This window comes from Streptomyces sp. NPDC052687 (genome assembly GCF_040678395.1).
In the GTDB taxonomy this organism is placed as follows: Bacteria; Actinomycetota; Actinomycetes; order Streptomycetales; family Streptomycetaceae; genus Streptomyces.
In genome coordinates this window covers 35,351-60,761 of record NZ_JBFATR010000015.1, presented here as the reverse complement: position 1 = coordinate 60,761, position 25,411 = coordinate 35,351, and the positions used below count along the sequence as shown (strand labels likewise).

At 74.1% G+C, this 25,411-nt stretch carries 25 protein-coding genes; 14 read left to right on the top strand and 11 right to left on the bottom strand.

Going from position 1 to position 25,411, the window contains the following annotated elements; translation table 11 throughout:
- Positions 1-84: 84 nt before the first annotated feature.
- Together AB0K92_RS15440 and AB0K92_RS15435 are read right to left on the bottom strand one after the other, a co-directional pair.
- Positions 85-306: a hypothetical protein gene (locus AB0K92_RS15440; RefSeq protein WP_365923001.1), complete on the bottom strand. Its 222-nt coding sequence runs from the start codon at positions 304-306 to the stop codon at positions 85-87.
- A 35-nt stretch (positions 307-341) separates the two neighbouring features.
- The gene (locus AB0K92_RS15435; protein WP_365922999.1) at positions 342-1,601 is read right to left on the bottom strand and encodes an inorganic phosphate transporter; all 1,260 of its coding nucleotides are present in this window, start codon (positions 1,599-1,601) and stop codon (positions 342-344) included.
- 377 nt (positions 1,602-1,978) lie between these two features.
- Here AB0K92_RS15435 and AB0K92_RS15430 point away from each other — a divergent pair, with 377 nt between their 5' ends.
- The 3 genes from AB0K92_RS15430 (at position 1,979) to AB0K92_RS15420 (ending at position 5,762) form a co-directional block, all read left to right on the top strand.
- Positions 1,979-2,734 (top strand): class II aldolase/adducin family protein, encoded by a 756-nt coding sequence (locus AB0K92_RS15430; protein ID WP_365922997.1) that lies wholly within the window; start codon positions 1,979-1,981, stop codon positions 2,732-2,734.
- Between the two features lie 234 nt (positions 2,735-2,968).
- Positions 2,969-4,096, top strand: coding sequence for a hypothetical protein (locus AB0K92_RS15425; RefSeq protein WP_365922995.1), 1,128 nt, complete (start codon positions 2,969-2,971; stop codon positions 4,094-4,096).
- 229 nt (positions 4,097-4,325) lie between these two features.
- Entirely contained in the window at positions 4,326-5,762 is a 1,437-nt protein-coding gene (locus tag AB0K92_RS15420; protein WP_365922993.1) for a hypothetical protein, read from the top strand.
- Positions 5,763-5,826: 64 nt separating this feature from the next.
- Here AB0K92_RS15420 and AB0K92_RS15415 read toward each other — a convergent pair whose 3' ends face one another.
- The gene (locus tag AB0K92_RS15415) at positions 5,827-6,240 is read right to left on the bottom strand and encodes a VOC family protein (protein WP_365922991.1); all 414 of its coding nucleotides are present in this window, start codon (positions 6,238-6,240) and stop codon (positions 5,827-5,829) included.
- Positions 6,241-6,512: 272 nt separating this feature from the next.
- Here AB0K92_RS15415 and AB0K92_RS15410 point away from each other — a divergent pair, with 272 nt between their 5' ends.
- The 4 genes from AB0K92_RS15410 to AB0K92_RS15395 all read left to right on the top strand — a co-directional run bounded on the left by AB0K92_RS15410 (position 6,513) and on the right by AB0K92_RS15395 (position 10,840).
- Complete coding sequence (locus AB0K92_RS15410; protein ID WP_365922989.1) at positions 6,513-7,610, top strand: hypothetical protein; 1,098 nt, start codon at positions 6,513-6,515, stop codon at positions 7,608-7,610.
- Positions 7,611-7,702: 92 nt separating this feature from the next.
- A complete protein-coding gene (locus AB0K92_RS15405) occupies positions 7,703-9,301 on the top strand; it encodes an ABC-F family ATP-binding cassette domain-containing protein (protein WP_365922987.1) in 1,599 nt (532 codons plus the stop codon).
- Positions 9,302-9,677: 376 nt separating this feature from the next.
- Positions 9,678-9,899 carry a helix-turn-helix domain-containing protein gene (locus AB0K92_RS15400; RefSeq protein ID WP_043499642.1) on the top strand — a complete coding sequence of 74 codons (222 nt, stop codon included), beginning with the start codon at positions 9,678-9,680 and terminating at the stop codon, positions 9,897-9,899.
- Between the two features lie 137 nt (positions 9,900-10,036).
- Positions 10,037-10,840, top strand: a complete 804-nt coding sequence (locus AB0K92_RS15395; protein ID WP_365922985.1) for an enoyl-CoA hydratase/isomerase family protein — start codon at positions 10,037-10,039, stop codon at positions 10,838-10,840.
- Positions 10,841-11,343: 503 nt separating this feature from the next.
- On the opposite strand, the gene AB0K92_RS15390 is transcribed toward AB0K92_RS15395, so the two are convergent.
- Positions 11,344-12,063, bottom strand: a complete 720-nt coding sequence (locus AB0K92_RS15390; RefSeq protein ID WP_365922983.1) for a nucleopolyhedrovirus P10 family protein — start codon at positions 12,061-12,063, stop codon at positions 11,344-11,346.
- Positions 12,064-12,150: 87 nt separating this feature from the next.
- On the opposite strand from AB0K92_RS15390, the gene AB0K92_RS15385 reads away from it, so the two are divergent.
- From AB0K92_RS15385 to amaP, 5 genes are read left to right on the top strand one after another with little or no spacing between them, the layout of a single operon-like run.
- Positions 12,151-12,639 carry an Asp23/Gls24 family envelope stress response protein gene (locus AB0K92_RS15385; protein ID WP_365922981.1) on the top strand — a complete coding sequence of 163 codons (489 nt, stop codon included), beginning with the start codon at positions 12,151-12,153 and terminating at the stop codon, positions 12,637-12,639.
- 14 nt (positions 12,640-12,653) lie between these two features.
- Positions 12,654-12,839, top strand: coding sequence for a hypothetical protein (locus AB0K92_RS15380; RefSeq protein ID WP_165997250.1), 186 nt, complete (start codon positions 12,654-12,656; stop codon positions 12,837-12,839).
- Complete coding sequence (locus AB0K92_RS15375; protein WP_365922979.1) at positions 12,836-13,213, top strand: hypothetical protein; 378 nt, start codon at positions 12,836-12,838, stop codon at positions 13,211-13,213. The genes AB0K92_RS15380 and AB0K92_RS15375 overlap by 4 nt, the downstream gene beginning before the upstream one ends.
- Positions 13,210-13,836: a DUF6286 domain-containing protein gene (locus tag AB0K92_RS15370; RefSeq protein ID WP_365922977.1), complete on the top strand. Its 627-nt coding sequence runs from the start codon at positions 13,210-13,212 to the stop codon at positions 13,834-13,836. Before AB0K92_RS15375 ends, AB0K92_RS15370 begins: the two co-directional genes overlap by 4 nt.
- Positions 13,833-14,420 (top strand): alkaline shock response membrane anchor protein AmaP, encoded by a 588-nt coding sequence (gene amaP / locus AB0K92_RS15365; protein WP_365922975.1) that lies wholly within the window; start codon positions 13,833-13,835, stop codon positions 14,418-14,420. The genes AB0K92_RS15370 and amaP overlap by 4 nt, the downstream gene beginning before the upstream one ends.
- 17 nt (positions 14,421-14,437) lie before the next feature.
- On the opposite strand, the gene AB0K92_RS15360 is transcribed toward amaP, so the two are convergent.
- The 6 genes from AB0K92_RS15360 to AB0K92_RS15335 all read right to left on the bottom strand — a co-directional run bounded on the left by AB0K92_RS15360 (position 14,438) and on the right by AB0K92_RS15335 (position 22,548).
- The gene (locus AB0K92_RS15360) at positions 14,438-15,193 is read right to left on the bottom strand and encodes an SDR family oxidoreductase (protein ID WP_365922973.1); all 756 of its coding nucleotides are present in this window, start codon (positions 15,191-15,193) and stop codon (positions 14,438-14,440) included.
- A gap of 5 nt (positions 15,194-15,198) precedes the next feature.
- Positions 15,199-16,986: a glycoside hydrolase family 15 protein gene (locus AB0K92_RS15355; protein ID WP_365922971.1), complete on the bottom strand. Its 1,788-nt coding sequence runs from the start codon at positions 16,984-16,986 to the stop codon at positions 15,199-15,201.
- Between the two features lie 244 nt (positions 16,987-17,230).
- Complete coding sequence (locus AB0K92_RS15350; RefSeq protein WP_365922969.1) at positions 17,231-18,028, bottom strand: SURF1 family protein; 798 nt, start codon at positions 18,026-18,028, stop codon at positions 17,231-17,233.
- Positions 18,029-18,109: 81 nt separating this feature from the next.
- Positions 18,110-18,343, bottom strand: a complete 234-nt coding sequence (locus AB0K92_RS15345; RefSeq protein WP_365922967.1) for a hypothetical protein — start codon at positions 18,341-18,343, stop codon at positions 18,110-18,112.
- Positions 18,344-18,422: 79 nt separating this feature from the next.
- Positions 18,423-19,421: a DEDDh family exonuclease gene (locus AB0K92_RS15340; protein WP_365922965.1), complete on the bottom strand. Its 999-nt coding sequence runs from the start codon at positions 19,419-19,421 to the stop codon at positions 18,423-18,425.
- 94 nt (positions 19,422-19,515) lie between these two features.
- Entirely contained in the window at positions 19,516-22,548 is a 3,033-nt protein-coding gene (locus AB0K92_RS15335) for an NACHT domain-containing protein (protein ID WP_365922963.1), read from the bottom strand.
- 159 nt (positions 22,549-22,707) lie between these two features.
- On the opposite strand from AB0K92_RS15335, the gene AB0K92_RS15330 reads away from it, so the two are divergent.
- On the top strand, positions 22,708-23,691 hold the full coding sequence (locus tag AB0K92_RS15330) for a sterol desaturase family protein (RefSeq protein WP_365922961.1): 984 nt from the start codon (positions 22,708-22,710) through the stop codon (positions 23,689-23,691).
- Complete coding sequence (locus AB0K92_RS15325; RefSeq protein ID WP_365922959.1) at positions 23,688-24,359, top strand: lysoplasmalogenase; 672 nt, start codon at positions 23,688-23,690, stop codon at positions 24,357-24,359. Before AB0K92_RS15330 ends, AB0K92_RS15325 begins: the two co-directional genes overlap by 4 nt.
- A 68-nt stretch (positions 24,360-24,427) precedes the next feature.
- On the opposite strand, the gene AB0K92_RS15320 is transcribed toward AB0K92_RS15325, so the two are convergent.
- Positions 24,428-25,399 (bottom strand): CopD family protein, encoded by a 972-nt coding sequence (locus AB0K92_RS15320; protein WP_365923111.1) that lies wholly within the window; start codon positions 25,397-25,399, stop codon positions 24,428-24,430.
- Between the last annotated feature and the right edge of the window lie 12 nt (positions 25,400-25,411).

Genomic DNA, 25,411 nt, shown 5'->3' with positions numbered 1-25,411 from the left:
CGGGGAACCTCGCCCCCGCACCGCCCGTCGCCGTGCCGTGTGTGGTGCTGCCGTACGTGTCGCCGTGTGCCGGAGCGCGGCGGCTCAGGCCACGATCAGGTAGATCCCGTACGCCACCGCCGCCGCGCACGCCGCGAAGCACGCGTACGCGCCGGTGACCGCGAGGACCGCCGTGCCGCCCCGCTCCGCCGCCCGCTCGCGGCGGGAGAGGCCGGTGATGCCGAGGGTGAAGAGGGCCACGAGGGCCACGGTGACCACGAGGCTCACGCCGAAGACGGAACCGAGGGCCGCCCAGTCGATCTTCATGCTGCTGATTCCTTACGTACCTGGGTGCGCGGGGCTCAGACCGCGGCCTGGGTGGGCTTCGGGTCCGGGTCGGTGGCCCCGGCGGGGGCCGGGATGGTGGCGGCCAGCTCCTCGGCCACGGCCGCGGTGGGCGGCGGGGTCACGGCGGCCATGGCGGTGGTGACCACGCCGGGCGACTCCGCGTCGTCGGTGTCGTCCACGTCGTTGACGTTGGTGTGGTCGACGATCTCGCGCCGGGAGATCTTCCAGATGGCGAAGCTGGAGGTCACCAGGAAGACGGCGACGAGCGCGGTGCCCCAGTCACCGAAGTTCGTCACCCACTCGGCGAGCGCGCCGACCAGCGCGGCGGCCGGCAGGGTCAGACCCCAGGCGACGAACATGCGGGTCGCGGTGGACCAGCGGACCACACCGCCCTTGCGGCCGAGACCGGCGCCCATCACCGCACCGGAGACCGAGTGCGTGGTGGAGAGGGAGAAGCCGAGGTGGGAGGAGGCCAGGATGACCGTCGCGGCGCTGGTCTGCGCGGCGAAGCCCTGCTGCGGCTGGAGGTCGGTGAGGCCCTTGCCCATGGTGCGGATGATGCGCCAGCCGCCGAGGTAGGTGCCGAGGGCGATGGCGATGCCCGCGGAGAGGATGACCCACATGGGCGGGTCGGAGTCGGGGGCGAGGGTGCCGCCGGCGACCAGGGCGAGGGTGATGATGCCCATGGTCTTCTGGGCGTCGTTGGTGCCGTGGGCGAGGGAGACCAGGCCCGCGGAGGCGATCTGCCCGGCCCGGTAGCCCTTGGCGGAGGCCTGGCCGTCGGCCTTCTTGCCGAGGGTGTAGGTCAGCCGCGTCGCGATCATCGCGGCGATGCCGGCCACCAGCGGGGCGGCGATCGCGGGGATGAGCACCTTGGTGACGAGGACGTCGCCGTGGACGGCGCCGAAGCCCGCCGAGGCGACGGTGGCGCCGATGAGGCCGCCCATCAGGGCGTGCGAGGAGGAGGACGGGAGTCCCACCAGCCAGGTCAGCAGGTTCCACAGGATGGCGCCGACCAGTGCCGCGAAGATGACCTCGGGACGAATGCCGCTCTCGTCGACCAGGCCCTTGGAGATGGTGTTGGCGACTTCCACCGAGAGGAAGGCGCCGACGAGGTTGAGGACGGCGGACATGGCCACCGCGATCTTCGGCTTGAGCGCACCGGTCGAGATGGTGGTGGCCATCGCGTTGGCGGTGTCGTGGAAACCGTTCGTGAAATCGAACGCGAGAGCGGTTATCACCACAATCGCGAGGATCAGCGAGATGCCTTCCATTTACCCAGGCAATCGTTCGAGGTCGTTGGCTGGTCGAACGTAGGTAACCCAGGTGAACGAAAGGTGAACTGGGAAGGGCATCACGGTGTCACTGAAGGGGGACTGTGGTTCCGCCGTCGATTCGTCGGCGGAACGATCAGCTCCCCTGGGGCCCCGGTGCCTTGCGCCGCACGGCCCCCGGGCGGCCGGTGCTGCTGAGGGCAGCCGTTCCGCGGATCCCCTCGGCCGGTCCGCGGACCCGCCGAAGAGATTCTTGTCACCCGCGGGTCGCCGCCTTCTTCCCCATCTCTGCTGTCGCTGCCGCCGCCACCGTCGGCTTTCGGCCTGCCGTGTCCCGGCCCGGCGCCCGCCCCGGCTCCGCCTGGCAGGATCGCGCCATGGCTGAGCAGCGAGAGGACCGGCAGGACGGACGAGGCGGCCACGAGGGCGCACCGGAGGACGCAACCGAGGGCGCGCGAGAGGGGGCGTGGCCGCGGGGGAGCGGCACGGGCGAGGAGGAGGCCCGCGCCTGGGACGCGCTGGTCGCGACGGCCCGGCGGACCGTCGCCGACGGGCTGGTCGTCGGCACCTCCGGCAACGTGTCCGTACGGACCGGGGACATCGTCCTGGTCACGCCGTCGGGCGTGCCCTACGACCGGCTGACGCCCGCCGACCTCACCGCCGTCGACCTCGACGGCCGGCAGGTCCGCGGCACCCTCGCCCCGACCAGCGAACTGCCCATGCACCTCGCCGTCTACCGCCACACCGACGCCCGCGCCGTCGTCCACACCCACGCGGTCCACGCGACGGCCGTCTCCACCCTCGTCCCCGAGCTGCCCCTGATCCACTACATGGCCGCCGCGCTCGGGGGACCCATCCGCGTCGCCCCGTACGCCACCTACGGCACCGAGGAGCTGGCCGGGAACATGCTCCGCGCCCTCGACGGCCGCTCCGGCTGCCTCCTCCAGAACCACGGCACGATCACCTACGGCGCCACCCTCGACCAGGCCTACGACCGCACCGCCCAGCTGGAGTGGATGTGCCGCCTCTGGCTCACCGCCTCCTCCGTGCCGGGCCTGACCCCGACCCTGCTGTCGGAAAGCCGGCTCGACGAGGTCACGGAACGACTGCGGGGCTACGGCCAGCGGAGCTGACGCCGGCGCGACGGCGGGCGCGGAGCCACGGCGGGCGCGGCGCCACGGCGGGTGCGGCGCGACGGACGACCGCGGGTAGGGCGTGGCGACGGACGACCGCGGGTGGGGCACGGCCGCGGCCGCCGCGTGACCGCGGGCCGGCCGGGCGGCGTCCCGGCGGTGAAACGGCCACGCCCGTCACCCGGAACCCGCCGCCCACTGGCCCTGCGCCCTCCGCGCCCGGACACTGGACCCGTGCGCCCTGTCACAGCGACGGCCGCTGCCGTCACCGCCCTGACAGTCGCCGGTGCCGCCGCGGTGGCCGCCAGCCGGTTCGCCAGCGACGCCGCGCTCAAGGCGCCGCCGGGCCGCCCGCTGCCCACCGAACCCCGGCTCACCGTGCACGGCACGGCCGCCGGGCAGATCACCCTCACCCGCGACCTCGCCTCCCTGCGCCCCGGCATCTACGGCCTGGCCGGCGACGGAACGCACGCGGTCGTCGGCCCCGTCCTGGACGCCACCCCGCACCCCGCCGACACCGTCGTACGACGGCTGCACCGCGTCACCCACGGCACCCTTGAGCCCGGCGACAAGGTCTGGCTGACCCCGAACGCCTACGTCGGCGACCCGCACTCCGCCCTCGGCCTCGACCACGCCGACGTGGACATCCCCGGCGAGCTGGGAGGCCTGCCCGCCTGGTTCGTGCCCGGCGACCGGGACACCTGGGTCATCACCGTGCACGGCCTCGGCACCACCCGGGAACACCCCATGAACGTCATGGAGTTCCTGCACCGCCACCGCTTCCCGGTCCTCGACGTCGCCTACCGCGGCGACCTCGGCGCGCCCCGGCCCGCCGACGGCCTGAGCCACCTCGGCGAGAGCGAGTGGCGCGACCTGGACGCCGCGATCCGCTACGCCACCCGCTACGGCGCCGCACGCGTCGTCCTGCACGGCTGGTCCACCGGCGCCACCATGGCCCTGCGCGCCACCGCCCACTCCGCCGTCCGCGACCGGATCGCCGGGCTCGTCCTGGACTCCCCGGTGCTGCACTGGGAGTCCACCCTGCGCGCCCTGGCCTCCGCGCGCCGCACCCCGGGCGCCCTCCTGCCGCTCGCGGTGCGCGCCGCCCAGGGGCGCACCGGCCTGCTCGGCGACCGCGTCGGCGAGGCCGCGCGGGCCGACGGCCTCACGATCCCGGTGCTGATCTTCCACGGCCCGGACGACGCGGTGGCCCCCTGGGAGTTCTCCCGGCGGTTCGCCGCGCGCCGCCCCGGCCTGGTCACCCTCCAGACGGTCCCGCGTGCCCCGCACGGCGCCATGTGGAACGCCGACCCCACGGCCTACGAGGAAGCCCTCCGCCGCTTCCTCACCCCCCTGATGTGAGACCGCCGCCGCGGGACCGCCGCGCGGCCCCGGCCACCTGCCCGACACTCTTCGGCCATCTGTCTGAAACGCCCCCTTCGCCATCCGGTCGCGGAGATTCCGTTTAACGCCGTACCACTGTCCGGTTCACGGCCTTCCGCCCCTGAAGGCCCCAGCCCCTTGGCCAGTCCCGTAGCCCCCCGTGACATTCCGTTTGGGTTTTCGGACCGTCAACCGGAAGACTGCACCCGTGACGTCCCGTATCCCGCGCGACTCCAGGCTTCGACTCGTCCGCCCGCGACCCCTGGCCGCCGCCCCCCGAGCGATGAACCAGCGGCCCGCGCGCCGCCCCGCACCGCGCCCTCCGGAGGGCACCCCGGCCCCCTCCGCACTGGCCGGAATGGCACGCTCCAGGCTGGCCGGCGCCGCCCGCGTGGCGCGCTGGGCCGACACCGCCCTGCGCCCCGGCAGATCCGTCGGCAGCTCCGACGGAAAGGCCACCCTCGCCGACGCGACCGCCGAACGCGCGGCCGCCGAGCTGGGCCTCACACCCGCCCAGGTCCGTGCCGACTGGGACACGGCCCGGCTGGCCGGCCTCGTCGAGGTGCACGGCGACAGCGCCCGCTCCGGCTGGCGGCTGCGCGCCTGGGACCGCGACGACACCGCCGTGCTGCGCGGCTGGGTCGCCCTGTTCGACGCCTGGTCGCTCGCCTATCCGGAGCCCGCCGACCACGAGCCCGCCGCCGTCGCCGAGGTCGTCTCGGCCATGCCGCAGGTGCTCTCCTTCCTCCAGCTGTCCGCCGGACCGGTCCCCGTCGAGCAGCTGCTCGACCTGCTCCAGCAGCGGGTGCGGGAACTGCGCACCGCGCGCTGCGAGGTCCCCTACGGCCCGCAGCGCGAACCCGCCTGCCCCGCACCCGCCCCCGGCGTCACGGAACCCGCCGCCCCCGCCGATCCCGCCGACGCCGAACTCGCCCCGCTGCTCGACTGGGCCCTGCACGCCCTCGCCTCCGTCGGCGCCCTCACCTGCGGCGACGGACAAGCCACCCTCACCCCGCTGGGCAGCTGGGCGGTGTGGGTGAAGCTGGAGCAGATCTGCGTCGCCGCGCAGAGCCCCGCCGGGAACATCGAGGCCGCCGCCGAGGACATGCTGCGCGGCTGCGCCCAGCTGCGGCCCAACGCGGCCCGCGCCGAGTACCGCGCCTGGCTCGCCGCCCGGCCGGTGGGCAGCGCCGTCACCGAGCTGCTGGACGCCGCCCGCGGCGACGACGCCCTGCTGCGCGGCCTCGCCTTCGAGGCGCTGCGCGTGGTCGGCGCCCCCGCCGAGCCCGACGTACGGGGGGTACTGGACGAGCCGACGCTGCGCCCCTACGCGCTGCTGTGGCTCGCCGAGCACGAGGGCAAGGACCCCGAGGACGCCCACGAGGTGCTGACCCGCGAGGAGGCCACCTGGCTGTGGGTCGACACGGCCGCCGCGCTGGCCGACCACGGCGAGGCCCCGCTGCTCGTCCGGCATCTGGAGTCCGCCGTACAGCCCACCGTGCCCGCGCTGCTCGACGAGGTGCGCGCCGTCGGCCACCCCCGCACCGTGCAGGTACTGGTCGCCCTGGCCGCCGCCCACCCCGACCCGGCCCTGGCCAAGGCGGTGCGGCGGGCGGCCTTCCAGGTGCACACCGGGGGCAGCTGAGACGGTGACCGGGCCGGCCCGGGCGGTGACCGGTGCCGGCCCGGGCGGCGGCCGGGGCGGTCGCTCAGGCCGGTATCTGCGGGGCGTAGGTGCCGAAGGACCAGATGTTGCCCTCCAGGTCCCGGGCCATGTAGTCGCGGGAGCCGTAGTCCTGGTCCGTCGGAGGCATCACGATCTCCACACCGTGGTCCACGGCCCGGCGGTGGTGTGCGTCCACGTCGTCCACCACGATGTATACCCCGGCCGGGCCCGCGTTCTTCATCGCCGAGTCGAAGACGCCGCCGCGGCCCTTGGAACCGACCATCACCGCGCCGTTGCCCTGCGCCAGCTCGGCGTGCAGCACCGCGCCGTCCTCGCCCTCGTACACCGACAGCTCGGTGAATCCGAGGGCCTCCGTGAGCTGGCGGATCGCCGCCTTGGCGTCCGCGTACAGCAGCGTCGGGAAGATGCTCGGGCGTCCGTTCCCCATGCCTGCCATATCGATCACTCCTTCGTGCTCGACCACGCACATCAGTCTCGCAGCCGCCACTGACAACGGCCCGGCCCCGCACCCCCGACCGGCCGTCGGACGACGCCGCCGAACGGGCGACGCGCCCCCGCCCGCCCGCGTGTCCCGCCCCACGCCTCCCGCCCGGCGGCCCGCGCGTGGCTACGCTCTGCGCCTGATCCGCGGCCGGCGGGTCGCCGGAGACGGCCTCCCCAGGCCCCGAGGACGTCACGGCGGGCTTCTCCAGGGCCGAGGGGAACGCCGTGGCCGTCCTCCCGCACAAGGCGGCCGAACCGCCCGCCGACCCCGACACCCCCTCGGCGCCGCACTCCCCGGTCCACCTCCCGACGGCCCCCGCCCACGGCCCACTGCGGACCCCTCCGACCCGCCGGCTCGCCGGCCTGCTCCGGTCCGCGCTCGTGCGCGCTCTGCCCGCACTCCCAGCCCGGCGGCCGCCGCGCACCCTCGTGGCCCTCCGCCTCCCGCGCGTGCTCCCGCCCCGCCTCACCCTCCGCCCCGCGGTCCCGCCTCCCCCCGCTTCCGCACCCGGCGCCTCCACCGCCCCACCCCGTGCCCCGCACCCGCTCCCGGCGGCCCACGCCCTCCCCGCCCACCCCCTGCTCCCGCCCCCTCTCACCGGCTGCGCCTCCCGGCTTCTCCCCGCCCGGCGGCTGCTGACCGCCGCCCTCGCCTTCGCCCTCGCCGCGCCCCTCCTGGCCGCCGCCCATCAGGTCCGGCCCGCCCCCTACGGGGACCGGCTCACCGTCCACGCGCGCGTGGCGGGCGCGGATGGGTCCGAGCCCCGTATCGACCGGGCCGCCGTGGAGGCCCGGGACCCCCGCACCGGGGTGCTCCGCTGGCGGCACGCCCGTGACGGCAGGCGCCCCCTCGCGGTGCTCCCCGCGCGCGGGGAGGCGATCACGCTCTGGGACGACGGGCTGGTCACGGCCACGGACGGCCACCGCGTGCGCTGGCACCGCGCCCTCCCGGCCGCCGCGGGCTGGCTCCGCGCGCGGGGCGGCACCGGCGTGCTGCGCCCGCTGGGGCGGGGCATGCTCGCGGTCGTCACACCCCGCCGCGTCTCGGCGTACCGCCTCGCCGACGGCGATCTGCGCTGGGTGCTGCCCGCCCGCCCGGGCTGCGCCTTCGCGCCCGAACGTGCCGTCCGTCACGGCCGGCCGCTGCTGCTCGCCCAGCCCTGCGGCCCGTCCGCCGCCTGGACCGCCCAGCTCGTCGCCGTGGACGACCTGGGCCGGATCACCCCGGACCGCCGCCCCCTCGGCAACGACCACCCGCCGGGCCCGCACGGCGGCCGTACCGAACACCCGAACGCAGAAAAAGTGGTTGCACCACCCCGTTAGACTGGGGCCCATGGCCATTCTCCTCGCGCATTAGACGGCGGGAACGTCTTCGAGCCCCCCGTCCCGCCCACCATCCGCCCTGGAGTCTGTCCGTGATCTCCGCCTCCGGTATCGAGCTGCGTGCCGGTGCCCGCGTCCTCATCGAGTCCGCCACCTTCCGTGTCGCCAAGGGCGACCGCATCGGCCTGGTCGGCCGCAACGGCGCCGGCAAGACCACCCTCACCAAGTGCCTGGCCGGCGAGGGCACCCCCGCGGCCGGCACCATCACCCGCTCCGGCGAGGTGGGCTACCTCCCGCAGGACCCCCGCACCGGCGACCTCGACGTCCTCGCCCGCGACCGCATCCTCTCCGCGCGCGGCCTCGACGTCCTGATCCGCAAGATGCGCGACAACGAGCAGCGCATCGCGAACGGCCAGGGCGCCACGCGCGAAAAGGCGCTGCGGCAGTACGAGCGGCAGGAGACGGAGTTCCTCACCAAGGGCGGGTACGCCGCCGAGGCCGAGGCCGCGACCATCGCCGCCGCGCTCAACCTGCCCGACCGGGTGCTCGGCCAGCCGCTGCACACCCTCTCCGGCGGTCAGCGCCGCCGCGTCGAACTGGCCCGCATCCTCTTCTCGGACGCGGACACCCTGCTGCTCGACGAGCCGACGAACCACCTCGACGCCGACTCGATCGTCTGGCTGCGCGACTACCTCAAGACCTACCGCGGCGGCTTCATCGTCATCTCGCACGACGTCGACCTGGTGGAAACGGTCGTCAACAAGGTGTTCTACCTGGACGCCAACCGCGCCACGATCGACATCTACAACATGGGCTGGAGGCTCTACCAGCAGCAGCGCGAGGCCGACGAGAAGCGCCGCAAGCGCGAGCGCGCCAACGCCGAGAAGAAGGCCGCCGCCCTCAACGCGCAGGCCGACAAGATGCGCGCCAAGGCCACCAAGACGGTCGCCGCGCAGAACATGGCCCGCCGCGCGGAGAAGCTGCTCGCCGGACTGGAGGAGGCGCGCCAGTCCGACAAGGTCGCCAAGCTGCGCTTCCCCGAGCCCGCGCCCTGCGGCAAGACCCCGCTGACCGCGGAGGGCCTGTCGAAGTCGTACGGCTCACTGGAGATCTTCACCGACGTCGACCTGGCCATCGACAAGGGCTCCCGCGTGGTCATCCTCGGCCTCAACGGCGCCGGCAAGACCACCCTGCTGCGGCTGCTGGCGGGCGTGGAGAAGCCCGACACCGGCCGGGTCATCGAGGGTCACGGCCTCAAGCTCGGCTACTACGCGCAGGAGCACGAGACCCTGGACCCGGACCGCACGGTCCTGGAGAACATGCGCTCCGCGGCCCCCGACCTGGACCTCGTCGAGGTCCGCAAAGTGCTCGGCTCGTTCCTGTTCTCCGGCGACGACGTCGACAAGCCGGCCGGGGTCCTCTCCGGCGGTGAGAAGACCCGGCTCGCGCTGGCCACCCTGGTGGTCTCCTCGGCCAACGTGCTGCTGCTCGACGAGCCCACCAACAACCTCGACCCAGCCAGCCGCGAGGAGATCCTGGGCGCGCTGCGCACCTACAAGGGCGCGGTCGTCCTGGTCACCCATGACGAGGGCGCGGTCGAGGCGCTCCAGCCGGAGCGGATCATCCTGCTGCCGGACGGCGTCGAGGACCTGTGGGGCGCGGACTACGCCGACCTCGTCGCCCTCGCCTGACCGCGTCACTCCGGCGCCGCTTCCGCGTCACTCCGGCGTGATCGAAGAGGTGATCCACGGAGTATGGATCATTCGGCCCAGCCGTGATCCATCATCTGTGTGAGATCTCCTCATCCCAGAGTGTGTCGTACACCGATTTCGCGGCCGATCCCTTTGTCGACAAGGGGTCGGCCGCGCTGCGTCTCTGACCTGCCACTTCACGGAACAACCCGTTCGGACGCATGCGATCCGGCGGGTCGAATCATGGATTCCGCTTGTGGGGACGCACTCCTGTCGTCACAACCCTCATCCACAGACCTTGCCGAATGGGTGGCCATGAAGCCCCGGAGGGGTGATCATGAGGAGACCAGAGCGCACTTCCCATGAGGAGGCACGGGTGGCCGAGACTCTGAAGAAGGGCAGCCGGGTGACCGGCGCCGCGCGCGACAAGCTCGCGGCAGACCTGAAGAAGAAGTACGACGCCGGTGCGAGCATCCGGGCGTTGGCCGAGGAGACCGGCCGCTCGTATGGCTTTGTGCACCGCATGCTGAGCGAATCGGGCGTCACGCTCCGTGGGCGTGGCGGGGCGACCCGGGGCAAGAAGGCCCAGTCGGCCTGACCCCGGGCGGCCCCGCGCCCTCGATGGCGGCCACCCGGTCGTCGAGATGACCGGCCGGGTGGTTACTGTGCAGTCACTTAGGAGTGCCCGCCGCATGGCACGGCACTCACGATGACCGCACCCATCGGAGGCGCCCCATGGCTTCGCTCGACCCGGTAATCGATCCGGTACTCGACAAGGACGGCGTACGGCTCACCGTCGACGACGCGATCGCCACGGTGACGCTGACCAACCCGGCCAAGCGCAACGCGCAGAGCCCCGCTCTGTGGCGGGCGCTGGCCGAGGCCGGCCGGCTGCTGCCGGGCACCGTCCGCGTGGTCGTGCTGCGCGCCGAGGGCAAGTCGTTCTCGGCCGGGCTCGACCGGCAGGCGTTCACGCCCGAGGGCTTCGACGGCGAGCCGTCGTTCCTCGACCTGGCGCGCGGCTCGGACGCCGAGCTGGACGCCACCATCGCCGAGTACCAGGAGGCCTTCACCTGGTGGCGACGGAGTGACCTCGTGTCCATCGCCGCCGTCCAGGGGCATGCCATCGGCGCCGGGTTCCAACTCGCACTCGCGTGCGACCTGCGCGTTGTCGCCGACGACGTGCAGTTCGCCATGCGCGAGACCAGCCTCGGGCTGGTGCCCGACCTCACCGGCACCCATCCGCTGGTGGGGCTCGTCGGATACGCCCGCGCGCTGGAGATCTGCGCCACCGGGCGGTTCGTCCACGCCGACGAGGCCGTGACCACCGGGCTGGCGAACATCGCCGTACCCGGCGACCAGCTCGACGCCGCCGTCCGTGACCTGGCCACCGCGCTGCTGGCCGCGCCGCGCGACGCCGTCATCGAGACCAAGGCCCTGCTGCGCGGCGCCCAGGACCGCACCTACGAGGAACAGCGCACCGCCGAACGCCAGGCCCAGGCCCGCCGCCTGCGCGACCTGGCCGGCCTCGGCGACTGACCCCACCACACGCGCCGCCCTCACGGCATCAGCCGGCGGGGTCACCGCGCGGCGACTCGCGCGGGGTGCCCGAAGGGGCCACCCCGCGCGGCCGGTCGCCGGGCGTACGGCGGGCAACCGCGCGCCCCTCGCCCCGCGACGAAACCAGCATCCCCACCGACGGGAACCACCGAGTACGGCGCATCCACGGCCTCAGCGGGCCGTGCGCCGGCGCGGCGGCTCCGCGGGGTGGGCGAAAGCGCCGCCCCGCGCGGGCAAGCGCCGGGGCACGGCCGGCAACCGGCCGCGCAGGCGCGAGGGCAACGTGCATCGCTCGCACCGCGACGTGATCAGGACCCTCACCGACTGGACCACCGCGCAGGGCGCCCCCACGGCATCAGCGGGCCGTGGGCCACCGCGCGGCGGTTCCGCGGGTGACCGAATGGGTCGCCCCGCGCGGGCGGTCGCCGCGGCACGGCGGGCAACCGGTCGCGGGGGACGGCCGGCAGCCGGGGGTGCGCCGCTCAGCCCGCCGATGTGACCAGGACCGCCACCGTCGGGTGGTCCGGCAGGGCCTCGCCCACGCGGGCGCGCACCTCGCGGGCCACCTCCACGGCACGGTGGTCCGCGAGGACGGCCAGTTCCAGCCAGACGTGCCGGCGTGCCAGGGCGTCCTCGCCGTCCCGTGGCCGCTCGACGTGCACGCCGCGGCCCATGCCGCCCAGCGCGCCGGTCAGGCGGGCGACGCCGGGCACGGAGAGCGCCACGGACGCCACACGCGCCTGGTCGCCCGGGTCAGGCTCGGGCGCGGCCGGCGGCTCGGGCGGCCGTACCGCGGCCGGGCCCGGATCCTCGTCCAGCAGGTCCGTCACCCGCAGGTCCACCTCCGCGACCCGCAGCCCCAGCCGCCGCGCCGAGACCTCCGCGAGCGCGAGCCGTACCCGCGCCGCGGACTCCGGCAGCGGCAGCGCCGCCACGGCCGCCAGCTCCGCCGTGACCCGCAGCGGCCCCGGCGGCAGCGCGCTCGGCGGGGCCGGTACGGCCGGATCGTAGGTGTGCTCCGGGTCGGCCAGGCCGATCCGGAGGTCGCCCAGCCGGACACCCGTCACCCCGTCCACGGCGCCCCGCAGCACCGCCCGTGCCGCGTCCTCCGTGATCCACGCACCATCGCGCGCGTCACCCAAAGGCAGGATCCTGCCGAGACCCAACTGTTCGCGTACTGCCCGCGTCCAACGCTCCGTCATTGCTCCAGCGTGCCCCATCCACAGCGCGCGACCGAGCAACCCGGCTTACGGTGGTCGAAGAACGACGACCGAGAGGGACGTACGGCGATGACCGACATGACCGACCGGAACCGGACGCAGACCTCCGAGGGCGGCACCGACTCGCCGGTGCAGACCCGCAAGGCCACCCAGCGCGGCGGTGGCGACCCCGGCTCCCGGGGGCGCACCACCATCGCCGACGGTGTGGTGGAGAAGATCGCCGGGCTCGCCGCCCGGGACGTCGAGGGTGTGCACGCCATGGGCAGCGGCCTCAGCCGCACCTTCGGCGCCGTCCGCGACCGGGTGCCCGGCGGCACGAAGTCGGTGACCCGCGGCGTGAAGGCCGAGGTCGGCGAGAAGCAGACCGCGCTCGACCTGGAGATCGTCGTCGAGTACGGCTTCGCGATCGCCGACGTGGCCCGCGACGTGCGGGAGAACGTCATCGGCGCCGTGGAGCGGATGACCGGCCTCGAAGTGGTCGAGGTCAACATCGCCGTCAGCGACGTCAAGCTCCCGGACGAAGAGGACGAGGAGCAGCCGGAGCCCCGGATCCAGTGACATAGGAGCGCAGCATGAGCATGGCCGTGGTCGGCTTGATCGCCGGTATGGCGTTGGGCTTCGCCGGATATTTCGGCGGATTCGGCGCGTTCCTGCTGGTGGCGGCCCTGGGTGCCGTCGGGTTCGTCGTCGGCCGGTTCCTTGAGGGGGACATGGACCTCGGCGACCTGTTCCGTCCGCGTGACGACCGGCGGCGGTGACCGGGGTGAGCGAGGGGGCCGGAATCTCGCGTCCCCCGACCGCCGTGCCGCCCGGCGAGCGCGGCGCGACCCGGATCGCCGACCGGGTCGTCGCCAAGATCGCTTCCCAGGCGGCCCGTGAGGCGGCCGGCGAGCTGCCCGCGGAGGCCACGCCGCCGCACGCGACCGTGATCGTCCGTCACGACACCGCCCGCGTCCGCGTCCACCTCGAACTCGGCTACCCCGCCGACATCGGCGCCCGCTGCCGGGCCGTACGCCGGCACGTCACGGAGCGGGTGGGCGCGCTGGTGGGATTCGACGTGCCGGAGGTCGCCGTCCAGGTGGAGCGGCTGTACCCGCCGGCGTCCGCCACGGCACAGGGGAGGACGCGATGAGCGAACCCCACGGCTCCCCGGGCACCACCCGGCCGGTGCCGGTCCTGGAGAAGGACGCGCCGGACGCGACCGCGCCGGGCACCGGCCGCCGTTTCTGGTCCGCGCGCCGCGTCCCCGCGGGCATCGCCGCCGTGCTGCTGCTCGCCCTCGTGGGCCTCTTCCTCTACGACATCGCCGCCGTCCGCGCGGGCCGGCCGGGCATGCGCTGGCGCCGCGCGCTCGCCGGGCAGCTCGCCGAACGGCCCCTGGACGACGTCTGGGTCCTCACCGGCGCCGCCGTCGCCGCGGCCCTCGGTCTCTGGCTGCTCCTCCTCGCCCTCACGCCCGGCCTGCGCTCCCTGCTGCCGATGCGGCGCACCCACCCCGACGTGCGCGCCGCGCTGGACCGGCCGGCCGCCGAGGCCATGCTGCGCGACCGGGCCATGGACGTGTCGGGTGTGCAGTCGGCACGGGTACGGGTGCGCCGCCGGAAAGCCGACGTCCGCGCGGTGTCCCACTTCCGCGAACTGGACGACGTCCGCGCCGATCTGGACGCCGTGCTCGGCGAGGCGGTCACGGCCCTGGGCCTGGCCCGGCCGCCCGCCCTGTCCGTGCGCGTCCGGCGGCCCGGACGGAAGGGATGAGAAGCGTGGCCACCACCGTCAACCGCCTCCTGCTCGGCCTCCTGGGGCTCGTCCTCCTCGTGCTGGGGGGTTCCGTCCTCGCCGTCGGCCTCGGCGCGCCGGCACCCTCCTGGTGGATCCACCAGGGCCGCGACGACGTGCTGCTCGGCGCGGGCGAACGCACCCGCTGGCGGGACTCCGGCTGGTGGTGGCCCGTCGTTATCGCCGTCCTCGCCGTGCTCCTCCTGCTCGCCCTGTGGTGGCTGGCCGCCGTGCTGCGCCGCCACCGGCTGACCGAGGTGCTGGTCGACACCGGGGACGGCGAGGGAGCGCACCTGCGGGGCCGGGCCCTGGAGGACGCCCTGGAGACGGAGACGGCCGGGCTGGACGGCGTCGCCCGCGCCCACGTCCGGCTCACCGGCCGCCGCACCGCCCCGAAGACCCGCGTACGGCTGCTGCTGGAGCCGGACGCCGACCCGGGCACCGCCCTGCGGGACCTCACCGACCGGCCCCTGGACCACGCCCGCGAGTCGGCGGGCCTGGCCGCGCTGCCCGCGGAGGTCCGCCTGCGCGGCGTCAGGCACCACGCGGAGCGCGTGAGCTGACCGGCCCGGCCGGCGGCTCAGAAGCCGTGCCGGGCCCCGCCGTCCACCGGCACCATGACGCCGGTCAGGTAGGACGCGGCCGGGGACAGCAGGAACGCCGCCGTCCGCCCGAACTCCTGCGGCGTGCCGTACCGGCGCAGCGGGATCTGCGACTCGGACGCCGCGCGCGTCGCCTCCGGATCCGCGGACAGGGCGTCCAGCTCGCGCACCCGGTCGGTGTCGATGCGCCCCGGCAGCACCCCGATCACCCGGATGCCGCGCGGGCCCAGCTCGTCTGCGAGGGACTTGGCGAAGCCCGCGAGCCCGGGCCGCAGGCCGTTGGAGACGGTCAGCCCGGCGATCGGCTCGTAGACGGACCCCGACAGCACGAACCCGATGACGCCGCCCTCGTCCAGCTCCGCGGCCGCCGCGCGGGCCAGCCGCACCGCTCCCAGGAACACCGACTCGAACGCCGTCCGCCACTGCTCGTCGGTGGTGTCGGCGACGAACCCGGCGGGCGGTCCGCCGACGCTGACGAGGATGCCGTCGAACCGCCCGAACCGCTCCCGCGCGGCGGCGATCACCCGTTCGGGTGCCTGCGGGTCGGCGTTGTCCACGGCCACCCCGGCCGCGTCCGGGCCCAGCGCGGCCGCCGCGTCGGCGACGGTCTTCTCGTCCCGCCCGGTGATGACCACCTTCGCCCCGTCGGCGACCAGCTCCCGCGCGGAGGCGTTGCCGAGGCCGCGCGTGCCCCCGGTGACGACGTACACCCGGTCCTTCAGTCCAAGATCCATGGGCCCTATCCTGCCTGCTCGCCCCCGTACAGGGCGAGGGCGGTGTTCACCAGTCCGATGTGGCTGAAGGCCTGCGGGAAGTTGCCGAGCTGGCGGCCGGTCGAGGGGTCGTACTCCTCCGCCAGCAGGCCCACGTCGTTGACGAGCCCCACCAGGTGTGCGAACAGCTCGCGGGCCTCCTCCGTACGGCCCGTCAGGTGCAGGGCGTCGGCCAGCCAGAACGAGCACACCAGGAAGGTGCCCTCGTCGCCGGGCAGCCCGTCGACGGTGGTGTGCAGGGTGGTGTAGCGGCGCATGAGGCCGCCGTGGCACAGCTCCTTGCGGACCGCGTCGATGGTGCCCAGCACCCTCGGGTCGTCGGGCGGCAGGAAGCCGACGCGCGGGATCAGCAGCAGCGCGGCGTCCAGCTCCCGTGAGCCGTAGGACTGGGTGAAGGTGTTCCGCGCGGGGTCGTAGCCGCGCTCGCACACCTCGCGGTGCACCTCGTCGCGCAGCGCCTCCCAGCGCTCCCGGTCGCCCCTGAGCTGCGGGTAACGCTCCAGGGCGCGCACCGCGCGGTCGGCGGCCACCCACACCATCACCTTGGAGTGGACGAAGTGCCGGCGCCCGCCGCGCACCTCCCACAGCCCCTCGTCCGGCTCCCGCCAGGCCCGGCTCAGGAAGTCCACCATCGACCGCTGGATGGCCCAGGCCTGGGGCAGCAGTTCCATGCCCGCGCTCCTGGCCAGCGACAGGGTGTCCATCACTTCGCCGTACACGTCCAGCTGCACCTGCTTGACGGCCGCGTTGCCGATCCGCACCGGCCGTGAGTCGGCGAACCCGGGCAGCCACGGCAGCTCGGTCTCCGGCAGCCGCCGCTCGCCCGCCAGCCCGTACATGATCTGCAGGTCGGCCGGGTCGCCCGCGACCGCGCGCAGCAGCCACTCGCGCCACGCCTCGGCCTCCTCCCGGTAGCCCGCCGCGAGCAGGGCGCCGAGGGTGAGGGTGGAGTCGCGCAGCCAGCAGTAGCGGTAGTCCCAGTTGCGCACCCCGCCGATCTCCTCGGGCAGGGAGGTGGTGGGCGCGGCGACGATGCCGCCGGTCGGGGCGTAGGTGAGCGCCTTCAGGGTGATCAGGGAGCGGAGCACCTCCTCGTGGTACGGGCCCTCGTAGCGGCACCGGGCCGACCAGGCCTGCCAGTCGGCGACACTGTGCTCCAGCGCCTCGTACGGGTCGACCAGCGGCGGGCGCGGCTCGTGCGAGGGGTGCCAGGTGAGCACGAACGCGACCCGCTCGCCCGCGCGGACCGTGAACTCGGAATGGGTGCTGAAGTCCTTGCCCCAGGTGTCGACCGGGGGCTCGCTGCGCAGCCACGCCGAGTCGGGGCCCGCGACGGCCACCCGGTGGCCGTCGGAGCGGCGCACCCACGGCACGATCGAGCCGTAGTCGAACCGCAGCCGCAGTACGCCGTGCATGGTGACGCTGCCGCTCAGGCCCTCGACGATGCGGACGAGGTCGGGGGCGCGGTCGCGCTGCGGCATCAGGTCGGTGACCCGCACCGCGCCCTGCGGGGTCTCCCACTCGGTGTCCAGCACCAGCGTGCCGGGGCGGTAGGCGCGGCGGGTACAGGGGCCCTCGGCCCCTTTCGGGGCGAGCTTCCAGTGGCCGTTCTCCTCGTCGCCGAGCAGCTTGGCGAAGCAGGCGCCCGAGTCGAACCGGGGCAGGCAGAGCCAGTCGACGGATCCGTCCCGACCGACGAGCGCCGCCGTCTGCTCGTCGCCGATGAGCGCGTAGTCCTCGATACGGGGATGCACGGAGTGCGGGTTCCCGGCGGACCGGGGGGCCAATCGGGGCGGGATCCGGCGCCGGTCGTGTGACGGACGGCTCGGGTTGCGGCCGCACCGGGACGGCTCGGGGCTGCGGCCACACCGGACCGCTCGGAACTTGACTGCGCCGGGACGGCTCGGGCTTCGCTGCCACGGGGCCGGCTTGTGCTCCTGGCTGCCCCGCGGGGCCGGCGCGCGCTCCGGATGCACCGGGACGGGCGCGCGCTCCCGGCTACACCGGGGCCGGCTCGGGCTCCGGTGTCTCGTCGTCCCGTTCCCTCGCCTGCGCCCGGTCGCGGGCCTCGCGGCGGGCGAGGACCACCCAGCCGACCGGGACGGCGGCGGCGAACAGCCACCACTGGACGGCGTACGCCAGGTGCGGGCCGATGTCGTCGTGGTCGGGGGCGGGGAGGAGCTGCGGGAGGTCGCCGCGGGGGCGCGGCGCGGTCAGTTCGACGTAACCGCCGAGGACCTGCTCGCCGAGCCGCTTCGCCTCCAGCCCGCTGTTGATCAGCATGATCTGGCGGTCCGGCAGGTCCCGGACGTTCTTGATGCCGCTCTCGGCGGTCGTCTGGTCGGCCATCAGCCGCCCGGTGACGGTGATCTCGCCGCGCGGCGGCGCCGGGATCTTCGGGAACGCGGTCTCGCCGAGGTCACCCGCGGGGATCCAGCCCCGGTTGACCAGCAGGACCTTGCCGTCGGTGAGCACGAAGGGGGTGAGGACGTGGAAGCCGACCTGGTCGTCCGCGTTGGTGCGCCGGCGTACGACGACCTCGCGGCCGGTGTCGAAGCGACCCTTCGCCGTCACCGGCCGGTACAGGTTCGCGTCCTTCACCTCGGCTCCGGGCGCGGTCAGCGACTCGGCCGGCACCGGCTTCGACGCCAGCGAGTCCGCGATCACCCGGTTCAGCGCGACCTTGTGCTCGTGCCGGTGCAGCTGCCAGAAGCCCAGCTCGATCATCGTCGGGATGAGCGCGAGGGCGACAAGGGTGAGGATCACCCACTGCCGGGACAACAGGAAGCGGTACACCCCACGACGGTACATCTTGGGTCGTGGGGTGCTGTCGGCAGGGGGGACCGGGGTGGGGCGGGCCGCCCGTCGGGTCCGGGCTCAGACGTGGTCGACGATGCCCACCTTCCCCTCCGCCCGGGCGCAGTGGGCGCCGCAGTACCAGTGGCCCTCGACCTCGACGCCCTGCCCGATGATCTGCACCCGGCAGTGCTCGCAGATCGGGGCCATGCGGTGGATCGCGCAGGAGAAGCAGTCGAAGACGTGGACCGCGCCCTGGGCGTGCACCTCGAAGGTCATGCCGTAGCTGTTGCCGCAAACTTCGCAAGTCGCCATGCGCCACAGGGTGAGCCGTCCCCGCCGCGCGGGCGAGCGGGCGACGGGCGAGTCGCGCGGCAATCACCCGTCCGTACGGTCACTGCTCCGAGGCCGGTTCCACATCTGCCAGCAGCTGGCCGAACGCGGCCTCGTCGACCACCGGTGTGCCGTACTGCCGCGCCTTGAGCACCTTCGACGTGCCCGAGTCCGGGTCGTTGGTGACGAGCAGGCTGGTCAGCCGGGACAGGCTGGTCGCCACATGCAGGCCGGCCTCGACCGCGCGGTCCTCCAGCAGCTCCCGCTCCACCGAGGTGTCGCCCGAGAACGCCACCCGCATGCCCTGTTTGAGCCTTTTGCCCTCTTCGTATCGTCCGGGGTTGGGGTACGGGCACGCGGGCCGCTTCCTGGCGGGCCGCCAGCCGGTCGCCCGGTGTCCGTAGCCGCCGGGGCCGCCCGCCTGCTGTCCGATGCGCGGCGCGGGCCGGTCCGTCCACTCGGTCAGCGGCCGGCACTCGTGCAGCGGCAGCCGCAGACCGTCCCGGGCCGCGGCGTGCAGGCTCGGCCGGAACGCCTCGGCCAGCACCCGCGCGTCGTCCAGCGCGTGGTGCGCGCGCCGCTGGACCACGCCGAAGTGTGCCGCCAGCGACTCCAGCTTGTGGTTGGGCAGCGGCAGGTCGAGCGCCTTGGACAGCGCGATGGTGCACAGCCGCTGCCGCACCGGCGGCTCGCGCCGCGCCCGCGCGTACTCCCGGGCGATCATCTGCCAGTCGAAGACCGCGTTGTGCGCGACCAGCACCCGGCCCTCCAGGCGGGTCGCGAACTCCTCGGCGATGTCCGCGAAGAGCGGCGCGCCCTCCAGTGCCTCGCTCGTCAGACCGTGGATCCACACGGGGCCGGGGTCGCGCTCCGGGTTGACCAGCGTGTACCAGTGGTCCTCGACCTCGCCGCGCGCGTCCAGCCGGTAGACGGCCGCGGAGATTATCCGGTCGTCGCGGGCCAGGCCGGTGGTCTCCACGTCAACGACCGCGTATCCGTGCGGATACGCGGCCGGCCACGTCGTGGCGGAGGACGCTGCGGTCGTGTGGTCTTCGAGCATGGTCACTGAGGATACGGGCCGGGACTGACAGCGCCCTCCCTCAGGTGCCGTGGCAGGTCTGCCCGTTCGGGGGTCGTACGCGTGTGCGCGAAGGTCAGTCGACGGAGACGGTGAGGTGTTCCAGGGCGGTGAGGGGGGCGGTGTCGAGGGTGCCGCAACGGGAGAAGTGCACCTTCCGCAGCAGGGGCAGCTCGGCCAGGGCGGCGACGTTGTCCACGCGGTCCGCCTTGCCGACATACAGGTATTCGAGGTCCTGGTGCGGCACGATGCGGGCGAGATCGACATAACGGACGTCCAGAATCTCAAGGCTGCGCAGCGGCGAGAATGCGCCGGCGGCGAGGAAGTCGAGCCACTGGTGGTCCTCGTTCACGGTGAGCCATTCCAGCGCGCTCAGCGCCTCCAGACCCGTCAGCTTCATGGCCGCGGCGGCGCGGAAGAAGCCGAGACCGGTGAGCCGCGTCGCGAAGGGAAGCTCCGCCAGGCTCTTCTCCACCGGCGTGAAGTCGAACACCAGGTGCCGCAGGGTGGGCATGTCGTTCAGCGGTGCCAACGACAGCCGCGCGGGCGCGAAGTAGAGGAAGAGTCTCAGCAGGGGCAGCCCGGCCACCGAGGTGAGGTCCTTCACGGCCGGGCACTGAATGAGTCCGAGGCTTTCCAGACGGGGCAGCCGGCGCAGGGGAGACAGATCGCTGAGCGAGGGGTTGTCGGAAAAATGGAGGAACGACAGCGGGGTGTGTTCCAGGACGGCCTCGGGGATGCCGTGGTCGCCCACCAACTGCGCACTCGTCAGTTCCGGAAGCAGGGGCAGGTACGCAAGCTGCTCGGCGGTCTCGAACGGCACCGTGAGGTCGGGTCCGACCTGTCCGCGGAGCATCGTCTCGAAATACTCGGCCGTGTCGAACGACGGCCAGGCCCAGGCCCATTCCGCGCGAACCCGCGGACGCTGGTCCCCGCGGAACCGGGCGATCACCCGCAACGCGGCATCACCCCCGACCAGCCGTGCCGTACGCACCACGGCCGCGGCCTCCTCGTCGCTCAGCCCGTCCGGCCCCGGCAGCAGTTCCAGTACCAGCTCTCCGGCCTTGGCCAGCGACTCGGCCTGCTGCGCGTTCCTCGGCGGCACCAGCTCGCCGGTCCGCCGTTCCACCTCCGCGCGCACCTCGGGGTCCAGTTCGGGCGCGTGCTCCAGGCAGGCCGCCGCCAGCAGCACCAGCCGCTCCCGGTGCCGTTTCGTGCGGTCCGCGCGGCGCAGCAACTGCCGCAGCAGGCTCCCGCGTTCCGCCACGCGCGCGTGCCCCACCGCCATCCGCACCACGTCGTCCCACTGGTCGTCGTGGGCGTTGCGGGCCAGCACCCCGAAATCCCGTGCCTCCACGGCCGCTTTGGCGCCGAGATAGTCCTGGAAGGTGCGGTGCACGAAGTCCACGTATCCGGGGACCGGCTCCCGCAGCAGGCCGCTGCGGATCAGCAGATGCGTGAAGACCTGCTCGGCGTCGCCCTGCCGGCGCACCTGCGGCATCGCGGCCAGCCACTCGTCGAGCATGCCGACGACCTCGTCCCGCTCGGCCTGGATCTGGGCGTTGCGGATCATCCAGTACGCCAGCCGCTGCAGCAGCGCGGTCTGCTCCTCGCGTGAGAGGACGACCCCCTCGACCGCGGTGATCTCCCGCTCCGTGTCCCGGCGGACGAGCAGCATGTCCAGGGCGGCGTCGTACAACTCCTTCCGCGCGCGCGGGAGGTGCATCCGCCGGTCGCGGTTCAGCGCGCACAGCAGGGCGCACATGAGCGGGTTGGTCGCCAGCCGGCCGAGGTCGCGCCGGGTCGCGACCGCCTCGTACAGGCTCTCCTCGTACCGGTCGAGCAGGTCCCGTTCGGCGGCGGAGGCGCACTCCCGGCGGGCGGTGTCGTGCCAGTGGCCGATGAACGCGCGGACGTCGTCCCGTTCCATGGGCAGCAGGGTGTGCGCGGTGAAGCCCTGCCCGTCGAGCCAGTCCTCCGGGACGGCGGACGGGCGGGTGGTGACCACGTACCGCGCCTGCGGGAACGCGGTGACCAGCGACCTCAGCCAGTGCTCGGTACGGCCGCGCGACCGCGCGGGGACCTCGTCGACGCCGTCCACCAGGACCAGCGCCCGCCCGCTGTCGAGCAGGTCCTGCACCCATCCGTCCGGCGCCCGCAGCGGCACCCCGGACGCGGAGAGGAAGTCCTCCGGCAGCGGCAGCCCGTCGGGCGTGGGGAAGGACCGCAGCCGCAGGACGAACGGCACACACCGGTTCCAGTCGGCCAGCTCCGGGCCGAAGCCGCGCCGGGCCGCGTTCAGGGCCAGCCATTGCACCAGCGTCGACTTCCCCGAACCCGCCGCGCCGCGCAGTACCAGCCGGTCGGTGCCCGCGAGGGCCTGCTCGACCTTCACATGGGCGTGCGCGCCGTCCACCGGCCACCACTCGGGGTCCGGCGCGTGACGCCGCTGCGTGCTCACGGCGAGACTGATGTACGCCGTGTCCAGCGACCATTCCGCGCGGGCGCGGCCGAGGGTGACCCCGAACAGCTCCAGACGCCCGTGGGTCTCGGCGACGTACCGCGCGTACCGCTCCTCGAAGGCGAGCGCGGCGGCGGTCCCGCCGGCCTCGGACTCCCGGTCCCGCAGCAGGGCCCCGGTCCGCCGGGTCTGTTCCACCGCCGCGCGGGCCGCGAACGACGGCTGGGCGGTGAGCTGTTCGACCAGGTGCGCGCAGCACAGATCCAGCAGCTCGGCGTGCAGCACCCGGGCCCGCTCCGCGAGGTCCGGCACGGGCCGCCGGATCTCGCGCGCCAGCCGCGCGGGGTCCAGGTCGGCGGCGAAGAGCCGGTCGGCGTCGAGCGGTGCCGCCGCCGCGAAGGCGTCCTGGACGGCCGCCACGGCCGCCAGCCGCTCGTGCTCCGGTAGCCCCGCGTGGGCGTGAGCGATCCGCGCGGACAGCACGCGGGCCAGTTTCTCCGGTGGCGCGGGCTTCGGCAGCGGCCGTACTGGGTCCGCCACCAGGCCCGCGCCCGTGCCCGGCATCACCATGGGTTTCACGACCGGCTTCACCAGCGAGGAGGCCACCGTCGCGGCCAGCCGGACCAGCACCGTCTCCAGCCCCTGCATGCTCCCCGGCTCCCCCTCGTTCCCCCTCGGCGCAGGAAATCGTAGGCACGCGCGTGTGCGCCATTGGCGGAGATCGCCAACAAACAAGCGCTTACCGCCGGTAATACTTATCGGTAACAACGTCTGGACCGCGCCGTACGACGGTCCTACGGTGCAGGAATGCCGAACCTCCCCAATGTCGTGGTCTGGTCGATACCCGCCTTCCTGCTGCTCACGATCATCGAGATGATCAGCGTTCGGCTCCATCCCGACGACGACCACGCCGGGTACGAGACCAAGGACGCCGCGACCAGCGTGACCATGGGACTCGGCAGCCTGTTCTTCGACTTCCTGTGGAAGTTCCCGGTCGTCGCCATCTACACGGCGGTCTACGAACTCACCCCGCTGCGCGTGCCCGTGCTGTGGTGGACCGTGGCCCTGATGCTCCTCGCGCAGGACTTCTTCTACTACTGGTCCCACCGCGGCCACCACGTCATCCGCATCCTGTGGGCCTGCCACGTGGTCCACCACTCCAGCCGGAAGTTCAACCTCACCACCGCGCTGCGCCAGCCCTGGACCTCGCTGACCGTCTGGCCGTTCTACGTCCCGATGATCGCCGCCGGCGTGCACCCGGCCGCGCTCGCCTTCTGCTCGTCGGCGAACCTCGTCTACCAGTTCTGGATCCACACCGAGCGCATCGACAAGATGCCCCGCTGGTTCGAGTTCGTCTTCAACACGCCGTCCCACCACCGGGTGCACCACGCCTCGCAGGGCGGCTACCTGGACCGCAACTTCGGCGGCATCCTCATCGTCTGGGACCGCCTCTTCGGCTCCTTCACCCCCGAGACCGAACGGCCCGTCTACGGGCTGACGAAGAACATCGACACCTACAACCCGCTGAAGGTCGCCACCCACGAATACGTCGCCATCGCCAGGGACATGAAGGCCGCGTCCGGCTGGCGCGAGCGGGCGGGCCGCGTGTTCCGGGGACCGGGCTGGCAGCCCGCGCCGCCCACCGTGAAGACCGACGGCGAGCCCGTACCGCCCATGACCGAGACCGACGGCGAACCCGTGCCGACCACGCCCGAGACCGACGGCGAGCCCGTACCGCACGCGGCGAAGACCGACGGCGGGAAGGCGGCCGACGAGGCCGTCGTCGCATGAGACTCCGCCGCGCCCTGCTCACCGCCTTCGCCGTCGCGGCCCTCGCCGACCTCGTCTGCCTCGCGGCCGGCCTCGACGCCGGCCACCTGGTCGCCAAACCGCTCCTGATGCCCCTGCTGGCCGCCCACGCCGCACTCCGCGGCGTTTCCCGGCTGCTGGTCGCGGCGCTGCTGTGCGGCTGGGGCGGAGACGTTTTGCTGCTGTCCGGCGCGGAGCCCGCCTTCCTCGCCGGCATGGCCTCGTTCGCCGCCGGGCACGTCTGCTACCTGCTGCTCTTCCGGGCGTACGGCCGTCGCCGCGCCCGCCACCGCGCCCTGCTCGCCGGGTACGGCGTCGTCCTCGCCGCGACCCTCGCCGCCCTCTGGCCCGGCCTGCCCGCCGATCTGCGCGTGCCCGTCGCGGGCTACAGCCTGCTGCTGACGGCGATGGCGTACCGCGCGGGGACCCGGTTCGGCCGCACCGCCGGCGTGGGCGGCGCGCTGTTCGTGCTCTCCGACACCCTCATCGCCACCGGCGTCGCCGACTGGCCGCAGCCGCCGCGACCCGACCTGTGGATCATGCTCACGTACCTCGCCGCGCAGGTCCTGCTCGTCCGCGGCACCCTCGAGGCGTTCGGCACGCACCCGGTGACCGCGCCGCCGCGCGGTGAGGTCCGTCCGGTCCCGTAGAGGCCGCCGAGACCGGGGGAGGGCCACCCACCCTCGGCCGGCCTCAAGGTGAGGTCACCGTCCGGCCGTCACCAGCGGATCGGCACCGGCACCGCCGTGAGGAGTCCCGACACCGCCACCACGACCGCCAGCACCGCCACCTCCGCGCGGGCCGGCGCCCACGCGGTCAGCGGGTCGGCGGCGCGGGCGAGTCGGACCCGCGCCCACAGCGCCAGCGCGGCGACGACGGCCACGAGCAGCACCTTGGCCAGCAGGGTGCGGCCGTACGCCGTCGTCGTCAGCTGTTCCAGGACGGTCTCCGGCGGCATCCGGCGCACCGTGCTCACCAGGCCCGTCGCGGTGAGCGCGGCGAGCAGAACGGCCGCCACGCGCGCGTAGAGCCCCAGCAGCGCCGCGCCCGCCCGCTTCGCGCCCCACAGCCGCACGGTGCGCAGCGCGTACAGCAGACCGCCCACCCACAGCGACGCGCACACCACGTGAACGAGCGTCAGGGCGGAGCCCACGAGCGGGCTCGGCTCGGTCGTCGGGTGGGCGCGCAGCGCCTCCGCGACCGCCACCGCGGCCAGCGGCCACACCTGCGTCCCCGGACGGCGCGACAGGGCGCACAGGCCCGCCACGGCGAACGCGTTGACCTCCAGCAGGGCGAGCGTGCCGTCCCGCGTGGCGTACAGGCCGCCGATGTCGATCTCGCCCGGGCCGCGCGGCACCAGGTTGCCGGTCGCCACCACCGAGGCCAGCCCCAGCGCGGCCACGAACCCGGCGCCCGCCGCCCACGCCGCCGCACTGGGCGGCCGTACGGCGGGAGCGCCCGGCACGGCCCGCGCCAGCCGCCGCACGAACAGCTCGCCCAGCGGCACGCACAGCGCCGCGAACAGGACCGTCCGCAGCAGCGCGATGCCGCCGGCGCCGGGTGCGGCGGACTCTCCGGTGCCGTGCAGGGCGGCGGACGGCCCGAGCAGCGCCCCCAGGGCCACCAGGACCAGCACGGCGACGGCCCGGCCGAGACCGGCGTCGCGCCGCCGCGCGGTGGTGGCTTCCATCCCTGCGGCCTC